Origin of the sequence: Sorangium sp. So ce145 (genome assembly GCF_051525985.1) — a bacterium.
Taxonomy (GTDB): domain Bacteria; phylum Myxococcota_A; class Polyangia; order Polyangiales; family Polyangiaceae; genus Sorangium; species Sorangium cellulosum_B.
Genome location: NZ_CP150315.1, coordinates 5,014,710 through 5,026,406 on the forward strand (window position 1 = coordinate 5,014,710; position 11,697 = coordinate 5,026,406).

Annotated in this window: 8 protein-coding genes and 3 tRNA genes; 7 read left to right on the plus strand and 4 right to left on the minus strand. The window is 70.7% G+C overall.

The genetic code is table 11. The features are described from left to right. Positions 1-498 precede the first annotated feature (498 nt). Positions 499-1,107 (plus strand): hypothetical protein, encoded by a 609-nt coding sequence (locus WMF34_RS18520; RefSeq protein WP_437994072.1) that lies wholly within the window; start codon positions 499-501, stop codon positions 1,105-1,107. Between the two features lie 7 nt (positions 1,108-1,114). Here WMF34_RS18520 and WMF34_RS18525 read toward each other — a convergent pair whose 3' ends face one another. Then, positions 1,115-2,413 (minus strand): glycosyltransferase family 4 protein, encoded by a 1,299-nt coding sequence (locus tag WMF34_RS18525; RefSeq protein WP_437994073.1) that lies wholly within the window; start codon positions 2,411-2,413, stop codon positions 1,115-1,117. A gap of 331 nt (positions 2,414-2,744) precedes the next feature. Here WMF34_RS18525 and WMF34_RS18530 point away from each other — a divergent pair, with 331 nt between their 5' ends. The 3 genes from WMF34_RS18530 to WMF34_RS18540 all read left to right on the plus strand — a co-directional run bounded on the left by WMF34_RS18530 (position 2,745) and on the right by WMF34_RS18540 (position 7,661). Then, positions 2,745-4,196 carry a hypothetical protein gene (locus tag WMF34_RS18530; protein ID WP_437994074.1) on the plus strand — a complete coding sequence of 484 codons (1,452 nt, stop codon included), beginning with the start codon at positions 2,745-2,747 and terminating at the stop codon, positions 4,194-4,196. A gap of 447 nt (positions 4,197-4,643) precedes the next feature. Further along, positions 4,644-6,005 carry a sugar transferase gene (locus WMF34_RS18535; RefSeq protein ID WP_437994075.1) on the plus strand — a complete coding sequence of 454 codons (1,362 nt, stop codon included), beginning with the start codon at positions 4,644-4,646 and terminating at the stop codon, positions 6,003-6,005. A gap of 144 nt (positions 6,006-6,149) precedes the next feature. Beyond that, positions 6,150-7,661: a hypothetical protein gene (locus tag WMF34_RS18540; RefSeq protein WP_437994076.1), complete on the plus strand. Its 1,512-nt coding sequence runs from the start codon at positions 6,150-6,152 to the stop codon at positions 7,659-7,661. A gap of 98 nt (positions 7,662-7,759) precedes the next feature. Here WMF34_RS18540 and WMF34_RS18545 read toward each other — a convergent pair. From WMF34_RS18545 to WMF34_RS18555, 3 genes are all read right to left on the minus strand, one after another. Then, positions 7,760-7,836: transfer RNA gene (locus tag WMF34_RS18545), tRNA-Asp, on the minus strand. A gap of 166 nt (positions 7,837-8,002) precedes the next feature. Continuing rightward, a tRNA-Asp gene (locus tag WMF34_RS18550) sits at positions 8,003-8,079 on the minus strand. Between the two features lie 45 nt (positions 8,080-8,124). Next, a tRNA-Val gene (locus WMF34_RS18555) sits at positions 8,125-8,196 on the minus strand. 380 nt (positions 8,197-8,576) lie between these two features. On the opposite strand from WMF34_RS18555, the gene WMF34_RS18560 reads away from it, so the two are divergent. From WMF34_RS18560 to WMF34_RS18570, 3 genes are all read left to right on the plus strand, one after another. Further along, a complete protein-coding gene (locus tag WMF34_RS18560) occupies positions 8,577-9,560 on the plus strand; it encodes an ATP-grasp domain-containing protein (RefSeq protein ID WP_012236216.1) in 984 nt (327 codons plus the stop codon). Further along, positions 9,557-10,684: a carboxylate-amine ligase gene (locus tag WMF34_RS18565; protein WP_437994077.1), complete on the plus strand. Its 1,128-nt coding sequence runs from the start codon at positions 9,557-9,559 to the stop codon at positions 10,682-10,684. Before WMF34_RS18560 ends, WMF34_RS18565 begins: the two co-directional genes overlap by 4 nt. A gap of 158 nt (positions 10,685-10,842) precedes the next feature. After that, positions 10,843-11,691 (plus strand): hypothetical protein, encoded by an 849-nt coding sequence (locus WMF34_RS18570; RefSeq protein WP_437994078.1) that lies wholly within the window; start codon positions 10,843-10,845, stop codon positions 11,689-11,691. Positions 11,692-11,697 lie beyond the last annotated feature (6 nt).

The following is an 11,697-nucleotide window of genomic DNA, read 5'->3' on the forward strand; positions in this document are numbered from 1 at the left end:
TGACCCACGCTGAACAGCACGCGTCGTGCCGAGTATTTGCGTGCGCATCGCGCGTCACGAGGAATGAGCGGTGTGCGTCCGTGTCACATGACCAACATCGACGGCGCCGCCGAGCGGCTCGCGCGTGGCGACCTCATCACCCCTCGGACCGAGACGCGCGCTTCATCCCTGCGCTCGACCGTCGGAGGACAGCGCCATGCACGTCGCGCAGGTGGTGATACTGCATACCATTCGCCTGATAAGGCGACGCCATCGCGGCCGAGGTGGCGCTCGCGCTTCGCGGGGCAGGACCGCGACGACGTAGAAATAGCGAGCGCAATCGAAATGCCGGGTGGAGTGAGCCCTCGCCTCCGCGCCGCTCCGCGGCGCCGGAAGACTCGGACACCTCGGAACCTCGGAGGACACGCGCCTGGAGGCTGGAGGGCACATGACGCGAATCCGCCACACCTCCGCGCGGATCTGTCGCTATACTCGGCGAAGATAGGAGCGCTCTGCAGCATGCCGACGCCAGACTCCTCCCAGTTCCTTGGCGATCCTCGGGTCCTGCGCGAGGGGAATCTCGTGAAGGGCACCCTGCTCGGCTCCCGCGCCGAGGCCCTGCGGCAGCGCTATGGCGAGCGAGCCGTGGCGGATCTGAGCCGCCAGCTCTCGCCGCAGGCGGCCCGCTACCTCGACGATCCGCCGATGCCTCTGGCCTGGCACGACATGGCGCCGCTCCTCGAGATCGACTGCGCGCTCCTGCACGGGCTCTTCGGCGGCAGGATGGAGAAGATGCGGTTCTTCGGCGCGGAGATCGCCCGGAAGGACCTGACGACGACCTACAAGACGATGGCGGCGGTGGGCTCGCCGTCGGTGCTCTTCAAGCGCTTCGGCCTCATGTACAAGACCTACTTCAAGTACGGCGACTTCAGCGTGACGGTCACCGGCGACGCCGCGGGGAGGGCCACGCTCTCGGGCGGCGGCCTGCCGCTCTACATGTGCGGCCATGGCATCTCGGGCTGGGTCGAGGCGGGACTCGCGCTGCTCGGCAGCCGGCGCAGCGCGGTCGAGCATACGACCTGCAGGCACCGCGGGGCGCCGCGCTGCACCTGGTCGATCTCGTGGTGATCCACCCTTAGGCGGCGGCCCGCCCGTCGTCCCCGAACGCCGCCCGCGCGAGCAGCCGCTGCAGCGCCTCGGCGCTCTCCTCCCACGACGGCGGCGCCGCCTCGGCGAACGCGTCCTCGTCCCAGGCTCGCGCGAGCGCCTCACGGAGCGCCCGGCCGAGCGCCCCGGCATCGCGCGACGGGACGAGGAGGCCGGTACGCCCCGGCGTCACCACATCCGGGATGCCCCCGACGCGCGTGGCCACCACTGGACGCGCGGCCGCGAGCGCCTCGAGCACCACGTTCGGCGTTCCTTCCGCCCAGCTCGGAAGCGCCAGAAGATCCGTCGCGGCGAGGTGGCGGGCAACCGCGGAGAGCGGCCTCGCCCCGACCGCGATGATCCGCCCGCGCCCCTCGCCCAGATCGGCGGGAGCGCGCTCGCGATCGCGCCGCGCGGCGGCCTGCTCGACCGCAGCCCGCTCCGGACCGTCGCCGACGATCACGAGATGGACAGGCTCGCTTCCACCGCGGCCGTCGCTGCCGAGCGCCTCGAACGCGCTCAGCAGCTCGTGGATCCCTTTCTCCCGGCTGACGTGCCCGACGAAGGTGACGATGCGCCCGCGCGCCGGGAGCCCGAGCTCGCGCCGGGCAGCGCGCCGGTCGGCGGGGCGGAAGAGCGCGCGGTCGACCCCGTTGCGGACGAGGACCGCGCGCTCCTTCGGCGCGCCGAGCGCCACGAGCGCCTCGACCATCGGCCGGCTCACGCCGATGGCGCATGCGGCGGACCGGAGCGCGCTGCCGACGAGCGGCCGCACCGAGCGCCAGCGCGCCACGACGTTCACGTCCGTGCCGTGGGCCTTCACCGCATAAGGGAGGCCGAGCATCCGGGCGAGCAGCGCCGCGGCGCAGGCGTCGGGGTAGAGCCACGCCCCCAGCACGACGTCGAACCGCCCCCGCAGCCGCGGGACGTACGGCAGGAGCCCGGCCAGGTAGAGCGGCGCGTTCACGGGCGCCAGCACCCGGCCCGCCCCGGGGAGGTACGGCGCGCGCGCGTGGACCACCGGGACGCCGTCGATCTCGTCGCGCGCGGGCACCGCAACCAGCCGGCCCGGGCGTGTGCGATCGCCCAGGAGCGATACGCCCGGGTGGTACGGGATCGCCGCGAGCACCTCCACCGCGCACCGGCGCGACAGCGCCGCGAGCTGCTGCCGCTGGAACGCGCACGACAGCGGCTCAACCCGGTTCGGAAAGATGCGCGTCACCCAGAGGACGCGCAGCGGCCTCGGCCAGCCCGCCTCCTTCATGCCCACGTTCACACCCGACTTCATGGTGTAACATTTGTTACATTCGATGGGTCCGCCCTCAGCGGGGCAGCGATGGACTCCTGGGTACGTCCTGTCCTGTCGGCGCACGTCCACACCGCGAGCGGGCTCCTTGCACGGCCTGGCCCGCTCTCCGGTGCGTCCCCGGCGGCGTCGCGCAGCCCTCGCGCGGCGCGCGGTGGCACCCGCACGCGCACGCCGAGGCCAGATTTGTAATGTTGCAAACATCATCGAACGTGGGACGCTCCGGGCGCCGGGCGTGCTGCCGGGGAGGGGAGGGCGGCCGATTCGGGTCGCTCCGTGCCGCGGGGCTTGCCGCTCGACAGCGAGGGGGCGCGTGTTCTCGTTCGTCTTGCCGATGTGGGACTCCGACGTGACGGCGCGGGCGGCGCTGGAGCAGAGCGTGGCGTCGAACGTCGGGGACGTGGGCTCGGGAGCGCTGATGGCTGGCGTCGTGGGCTCGCTCGAGGGCTCTCTCCGGGGCGAGGTGTCTCGTTATGGACTGAGCGTCGATGGAAGCTACGAGCGGGTATTTCAGGTCTCGCTCGACCCGGCTCGACTCACGCCCTCCGACAGCGCCTCGGCGCGGCTCGGCGGGGGAGCGGGCTGGGCGCTCTCACCGCTCGCGGATCTCTCCGTGGCCGCGGCCGGCTACCTCGCGACGCGCCTCGGCGTGCGCGCCGACGACGCGCTCGCCGCGCGCGATCCGTTCCTGTCCGGCGATCGCCTGCAATACACGCTCTCCGCCGCGCCGGCCGTCGCCATCACGGCGTCGCGGCGCTCCTCGGTGCGCGTCGGCGTCGGCTACGAGCAGGCGGGCGCGCTCTCGGCGGACGACCCTGCCGCGGTCGGGATCGACGCGCATACGGGGCGCGCCGAGGTGAGCACCTCGTTCGACCTCGGCGCGCTGGACACGCTGACACCCGAGCTCCGGTACGAGGTCACCCAGTACCATCACGCGCTGCTCGACACCGAGCTCACGCGCGGCGCGGCCCGCGTGCACGCCGGCGCCGCGCTCCTCTCCGAGTCTCACGAGCTCACGCGGAACCTCTCGACGCGCGTCGCCGGCGGCGTGACCGTGGCGAGCCCGCCTCCGGTGCTGTCGTCGCGCGACGCGGTGATCTCGCCGGCGGCGCGGCTCGGGCTCACCTACGTGGAGGAGCGCTATCGGCTGACGGCGGGTTATGCCTATGCCTACACGTCGCTCGGGCCGAGGATCGGATTCGGACACGAGCACGAGGCGTCCCTCGAAGCGAGCTTTCGGCCCGCCCGGGGCGGCGCGACCCGAGACCTCATCGTGACCGGGGTCGCCCGCTTCTCGACCGGCAGCGCCCCCGTCGCCGCCAATCCGCCGCTCCACCTCACCCCCGGCGCGGCGGCGCCCTCCAGGGAAGGGTCGCTGTCCACGACCACCGCGCTCGCGGGCGCGGAGATCTCCTATCCCCTCTTTCGCGGGCTCGCGCTGAGCGGCGGCGTCGATCTGGAGTACGTGCGCGCCGCGCTCGATCCGGCGCCGAGCGCAGGCGAGGCCGGCGGCTCGCTGAGGAGCATCGTCAGCGCCGGGATCTCGGGGACGCTATCGACGGATCGACACCGGACGCTCCGCCGCGATCCCGACGGCGCATGGGACGACGAGCGCCGCGGCGCGATGATCCAGGGGATGCCCTCCGGCCGCTGGCAGGCGCCCGAGCCAGGCCGCGAGCCCGACGACGGCGGCGACAGCTCCGGCGAGGCCCCACCCGCGCGCGCCGCGCAAGCCGACCCGCGCGCGACGCGCGACGCGCGATAAGCCCCCTCGACACGCCCATCGCTCCCCCGCAGCGGGCGGCGCGCCCACCCGCGCGACGGCTCAGCCGCCGGAGAGCCGGCGAGACGACCGTGCGCCGGGCGGCGCATCCCTGGCGTAGCGCGTGGCGCGTGGCGCGCGGCGGCTCAGCCTCGGTCCACGTGACGCTAAGGACTCGACGTAGGTAATCCGTCGACGGCGTTCTCGCGCCGCGACTCCCCACGACAGGTCGCACGTCATCGCCGCAACCCGGCCGCAAGAGCGCCAATTTCGCCGGGCCCGGCCTCGCGCGCGGCGGCTCAGTCCGCCGTCATGAAATGAGATTCGTCAGAGGCATCTGGCGATCTGCCCCGGTCTGCTCTAGTGTAGGTTCAACTACAACCGTAGGTGCCCCGTCAGAGGCGACGCGCCGTGATGTGCGACCGCCCGGGGCCGACGAGTGGAGGAACGATGCTGGAGCTGTTCCGGTCGCCGCGCCGGGCGATGGTGTGGTTTGTCGAGGCCAGCCTGCTCTCGCTCCTGGTGTGCTGCGCGCCGGGCGTGCTCGTGGGCTGGGAGCACACGCTCGATGCGGAGCGCTTCGGACGGACGGCGAGCATCTCGTTGGTGGCGCTGGCGTCGCTCTATTATCACGGCCTCTACGGGCCCGAGCCTCCCAGGGCACGGGCGCTGGTCCTGACGACGTTCCGGGCGCTCGGCCTGGCGGCGGCCGTGCTGTGGCTCGCGTTCTGGCTCGTGCCGGACGCGCAGATCGGCGACCGGGTGATCCTGACGTCGCTCGGGGCGGCGGCGCTCGTGCTCCCCGCGTGGCGCGCGGCGTGTGATCGGGTGATGAGGAGCGAGAGCTTCTCCAAGCGCGCGGTCGTGCTGGGCTCAGGCGAGCTCGCCCGCTCGTGCGCGGCCCTCATCCGGAAGGATGGACAGGTCCTCGGGCTGCGCCTCGCCGGCCGGCTCGTCCGAGACGAGGAGCCGATCGACGAGCCCGAGATCGCGGGCAGGTACCGTGACCTCCGCCGCCTCGTCGAGCAGCGCGGCGTCGCGGCGGTGATCGTGGCGACGTCCGATCGCCGCGCCGCCTTCCCGCTGGAAGAGCTGCTCGATCTGAAGCTCCGCGGCGTCGAGATCGAGGAGGGCATGGATTTCTACGAGCGGGTGACCGGCAAGATCTGCGTGCGCGAGCTGAAGCCGAGCCAGATCATCTTCTCTCACGGGTTCAGCGTGCGGCGGCGGACGCTGATCGCGAAGCGGATCTTCGACGTCGCGTGCGCGACCGCCGGGCTCGTCCTCGCGCTTCCGCTGATGGCGCTCACGGCCGCCCTCGTGAAGCTCGACTCCAGGGGGCCGGCGCTCTATTCGCAGATCCGGACAGGCGCTCTCGGGAAGCCGTTCAGGATCCACAAGTTCCGCTCGATGAGGACCGACGCCGAGAAGGACGGGGCGGCGTGGGCGACCGAGAACGATCCGCGCGTGACCCGCGTCGGGCGCTTCATCCGGAAGACGCGGCTCGACGAGCTGCCGCAGCTCTGGAATGTGCTCGTCGGCGAGATGAGCATGGTGGGGCCGCGGCCCGAGCGCCCCGAGTTCATCGACGCTCTGGAGAAGCAAATCCCCTTCTTCCGGCAGCGGCTCTTCGTGAAGCCGGGAGTGACGGGGCACGCGCAGGTGCGCTGCCGTTACGGCGCGTCCGCCGAGGACGCGCTGGAGAAGCTCCAGTATGATCTCTATTATATGAAGAGCTTCTCGCTCTGGTTCGATATATCCATCCTCATCGACACCGTGAAGGTCGTGCTCTGGCGCATCGGCGCACGGTGAATCGTCCGGCCGCAGCTCCGTGCAATGGCTGCGCTCTTTAACGCCGGGCTCGGTGGCGCGCCCTCTGCAGAGCACGCGCGAGAGATCGGCGGGCGTCGGTCTCCGGGGGGTTCGGCGATGAAGACGTGGATGAGGGCGAGCGTCGTGAGCTCGGTGCTTCTGGTCCAGGGCTGCGCGGAGCTCGACCCGGCGCCGGGAGAGAGCGTCGCCGTCGCGGCGAGCAGCCTGAACGTCTCGGCCTTCCGCTTCATGGAAGGAGGAGAGCTGCCGTATGTGCTCGGCTTCTCGCCCGAGACCGGCCAGATCCTCGGCGGCGCGCACCAGCTCCTCATCCCTCGGACCGGCGGCCGCGAGGCGCTCGACGGCGCCAACCTGCCCTCGCACCTGCACCCCGAGCTCCGGGGCTCCCTGCTCCAGCTCAACTCGACGCTCCGGGAAGGCGAGGCGCAGTCGACCGCGTTCGCCTCGAACTGGTGGCCGCAGCGGCAGAACGGCATCGCCGATCGCTGGAACTCGACCAACAAGAACTACTCCGACCGGATCTCCGACCCGGACAACATCTCTCCCGTCGAGAAATACGATGTCCTGTTCCACTCGGGGCAGATGGAGACGCTCGGGGCCATCGCCTCGTGGAGCATGGATGATCTCAGGAGGCCTCCCTACCTGCGCAATCCTCCGTATATCCAGCCGACGGTGGTCGTGGCCGGCCCGGCCACGCGCTGGGAGCTACAGCATCACGGGCTCTACCAGGGTGTCTATCCGGAGTACTGGTGGGGGCACTGCAACGGGTGGTCGGCCTACGTCGCCGCCGAGGGGGCCGGGCCGCGCCGCGACGTCCGGGTGAAGCTCTCCGGCACGACGGTGACCGAGTGCGCCGCGGCGGAGACCGGCTGCGTCCTGTTCCGCATGGCGGACATCGAGGCGCTCATGAGCGAGCTCTACTTCAGCGACTCGGTGACCTTCTCGGGGCGCCGCTGCGAGACGCGGGCGGATCGGACGATGCGCGACGTCTACGGCAGGCCCGTCGACCCCGCCTGCCGCGACCTGAACCCGGCGACGATGCACGTGGCCATGACCGGGCTGCTCGGGGTCGGAGCAAAGCCGCTCCACGGCGACTCGACCGAGCGACAGAAGCTCATGTTCGTCGTCGACCACACGTGGGACGTCGAGGTGTGGAGCTTCCCGGTCAAGCAGTTCTCGATCGATGTCATCGAGGAGGTGGACGTCCGGCAGGCCGCGCGGCTCCTGTGCGGCGGCGCGTATGCGGGCGCCGACTGCTACAATTACAGGTTCAACCCGGGCGCGACGCGCTTCGTCCGCGTCGCCGCGCGCTTCTGGATGATCTCCGATTCGGTCACCGGCGAGACGCTGCTCACGCCGCCCGAGCAGCGCACCGTCCCGCTCTCCGTGTCGGAGCTGCACTACGTGCTCGAGCTCGACGAGAACCTCACCATCCTGGGCGGCGAGTGGATCAAGAACCCCTCGATCGTGAACGGGGTCAACGGCAAGGAGCTCCACCCGGATTATCTCTGGATCCCGGTCCGGGCCCAGGGCACGGGCGAGGACGCCGACGATCTCGGGGGCGCCGAGGACAACCCCTACATCTCGTACGCGAAGGTCAAGGCGCTGCTCACGCTCTCGCGGCGCGACGACTGAGGCGCTATGCCGTGCGCGCCGCGCACACCACGCCCGAAGCGCCCGGCCTGTCAGAAGAGGGACGGCGGACGGCGGCGCGGCGGAGATTCAAGAAGCGTTGGCGGGGTGGACGGGACTCGAACCCGCGGCCTCCGGCGTGACAGGCCGGCGTTATAACCAACTTAACTACCACCCCAGACGTCAGGGATACGACCGCTCAGCGAGCGCCGAGCCAGCTCGGCTTTGCTTCCCATGAGCAAGCTCGCCATGAGCCAGACCTCCTCGCCTGGCCTGCACCGAGCGATGCAAGCCAACCAAGGGAGGCTCAGGCGAGCATCGACTCAGATGACAGGGAAGAAAGCTGGCGGGGTGGACGGGACTCGAACCCGCGGCCTCCGGCGTGACAGGCCGGCGTTATAACCAACTTAACTACCACCCCAGACTGACATCACTACAGATCACCCAGGCCCCTAAACCCAGGAAGTGGGCGGGACAGGGGTCGAACCTGCGACCATCGGCTTGTAAGGCCGACGCTCTGCCGCTGAGCTACCCGCCCCGTCGGAGAGGTGCGCGACTGTACTCGCCGAACGGAGTCCGTCAAGATTTATTTCTCGCGGCCTCCGTCCCTGGCTGATCGAGCCCGCGCCTGCCCTTGGATCTCCGTGGCTTTCGCCGCGCGCCGCCACACGCGCCCGCACCGGTCCCGCCGCCCCCCTCGCGATCCGCGCCCGCGTTCGTTCGCGTCCGCGCCGCCCGTCCGCCGCGATTGCAAGCGCCATCACGAACACGCCGGGCAGACGTGCGAGCAGAGCTGTTGGATCGTGTGACAACCTGACTCATCGACACACTTACAGCGCAAAATTCCCGTGTGTCCGCGCTACGCTGTGCGTCAGCGGCGCCAGCCGCGCGTACGCGTAGTGGAGGAGCAAGCAACGTATGGCGGAGAAGATCGGCATCCTCGTCGGCTGGGAACAGTCGTTCCCTCAGGCCTTCCTCGAGAGGTGCAACAAGGTGCCGGGCGTCCGGGCGGAGATCGCGAAGCTCGGCGGGACGCCCGAGCGGTTCGAGAGCCCGTACCGGGTGCTCATCGACCGGATCAGCCAGGAGGTGAAGCACTACCGCTTCTACCTGAAGGCCGCCGCGCTCGGCGGGGCGTTCGTGATCAACGACCCGTTCTGGTGGAGCGCGGACGACAAGTTCTTCGGCTACTCGCTGGCGTCGCAGATCGGCATCGCGACGCCGCGCACCGTCATGCTGCCCCAGCGCGACTACATCCCGGCGATCGTCAAGGAGCGCAGCCTCCGCAACCTCGAGTATCCGCTCAACTGGGAGGCGATCATCGACTACGTGCGCTTCCCGGCCATCCTCAAGCCCGCGGACGGCGGCGGGTGGAAGGACGTGTCGGTGGTGCGCAGCCAGGAGGAGCTGCTCGCCGCCTACAACGCCTCGGGGCAGAACGTCATGACCCTGCAGGAGTTCATCGACTTCGACGACTACGTCCGCTGCATCTGCGTCGGGAAGGATCGCATCCTCCCGATCCAGTACGACCCCAGGGCGATCGGCCCCACGGGGCTCCGCGGCTGCTACGTGCAGCACGACAGCGAGCGGTGGCTCCCGAAGGCGCTGCACGACCGCGTCATCGAGGACGCGATCAAGATCAACAAGGCGCTCGGCTACGACATGAACTCGATCGAGTTCGCGATCCGCGACGGCGTCCCGTACGCGATCGATTTCACGAACCCGGCGCCGGACATGCACATCGAGCACCTGCGGGAGCGGTACTTCAACATCGCCGTCGACTGGATGGTCGCGTTCGCCGTGGAGTGCTCGAGAGGCGACCGGCGGACGCGGGACGGCTACGCGTGGTCGAGGCTCGTCCGGCCCTCCGTGGGCAAGGTCCGGCTCGGGGCCTCGTCATGACCGACGTCGAGGGGCTCCTCGACGGCCAGTTCACGCTCGGCATCGAGGAGGAGTTCCAGATCGTCGACGCGGAGACGCGCGAGCTGCGGTCGTACGTGAGCCAGCTGCTCGAGGGGGGGCCGGGCCACGAGCTGCTGCGCGGCCGGGCCCGCCCGGAGATGCACCAGTCGGTCGTGGAGACGGGCACCGGCGTCTGCCGGGACATCCGGCAGGCGAGGGGAGAGCTCGTCGAGCTGCGCGGCAGCCTGAACGCGCTCGCGCGGCGAGGGGGGATGCGGATCGTCGCGGCCGGGACGCACCCGTTCAGCGACTGGAAGAAGCAGGACATCACCGACGGCGAGCGCTACCGGTGCATCGTGGAGGACCTGCAGGACGTCGCCCGCGCCAACCTCATCTTCGGGCTGCACGTCCACGTCGGCGTCAAGGACCGCGAGGTGGCGATGGCCCTCGCGAACCAGGTCCGCTACTTCCTGCCGCACATCCTCGCGCTCTCCACGAGCTCGCCGTTCTGGCTCGGCCGCCCCTCGGGGCTGAAGAGCACGCGCAGCGAGATCTTCAAGCGCTTCCCGCGCACCGGGATCCCGGGGCTCTTCGAGTCGCACGGCCACTTCCAGCGCTTCGTCGATCTGCTCGTGAAGACGGGCTGCATCGACAACGCGAAGAAGATCTGGTGGGACGTCCGCCCGCACCCGTTCTTCGACACGGTCGAGGTGAGGATCTGCGACATGACCACGCGCCTCGACGACACCGTGGCGCTGGCCGCGCTCGTCCAGGCCGTCATGGGCAAGCTCTACCTCCTCTACCGGCGCAACCTCGGGTTCCGCGAGTACCGGCAGGAGCTCATCGAGGAGAACAAGTGGCGCGCCGTGCGCTACGGCCTCGACGGGCAGCTCATCGACTTCGGGAAGCAGGAGCAGGTCCCCGTCCGCCACCTCGTCGGCGAGCTCCTCGAGTTCGTGCAGGAGTCGGCGGAGATCTTCGGATCGCAGCGCGAGATCGAGCGGGTCCGGAGGATCCTCCACGAGGGGACGAGCGCGGATCGCCAGCTCGCGGTCTACGCCCGGACGAAGAGCTTCCACGCCGTGGTCGACGACCTGATCGAGCAGTCGAGCCTGGGCCTGTAAGAGCTGCCCGGCGGCGGAGGCCGCCGTGGGGAGGCCGCGCGCCGGGAGAGGAGCCCTCCTTCTGGCCGCGCGCGGGTCCGGCGGAGGCGCTCGGCGGGGCAGGGGCGGCGGGGCGGCGGGGTGCATCGAGAGGCGTCCGCCGGCCGAGGCGCGCCTCCGTGCGAGAATTTCTGCTCGCGCTCCGGCTCTGCTACCGTGCGGCCGTGGGAAACGCTCCGCATCGCTGCGTCGCAGCTCTCTCGGTGGGCTGGCTGCTCGCGCTGTCCGTCACCGCGGGCGCCGCGGGTTGCGCGTCGACCGAGTACGTCAACGAAGGTCCTGGGCAGCCGACGCCGCGGGCCTCCGGCTCGCTGCCTCCCGGATCGGTGGGCGTCTGCAAGCAGCCGCTCACGAAGCGGCCGCCCATCGTGAGCGAGGAGCTCTGGGCGCACGCGAAGCCGTGCACGTCGCGCACGCCGCCCTCGACCATCCGGCTCGGCTACGCGAAGGACGGCTCCGCGGGCGCCGATCCGGAGACGGAGCAGCTGGTCGAGAAGGTGCTGGCGGCGCTCGCCGAAGGGACGAAGCCCGACGGCGGGAACAACCAGGTCACGGGCGCGATCCGCGCGGTCCGATCCTACGCGGCGAGGAAGGACGAGCTGCGCGCCAGGATCGCGCGGGACTCGACCTCGGATCAGGCGTGCGACGTGACCTACCTGCTCAACACGATGTCCGCCGCGCGGGGCAAGCTGTCCGGAGGCGACGCCTGCACCGCGGAGGTGTTCGACCCGGAGACGCGCGCCGACGCGTGCCTCTTCGACACGAAGCGGCCCGAGGGGCTCTGGCTGTCGAGCGGCTGGTCCTGCATGACGTTCACCGGGGCGCTCGGGAACGAGGCGTCCTGCCATCAGCTCTGCGGTTACGACGACTACTGCGCGCGGCAGGTGTACTGCGCCGCAGGCGACGTCAACCTGCTGCTCTGCGCGCTCGGCGTCTGCCTGCCGGAGCCGTCCGCCGGCATCAAGTGACGGCCG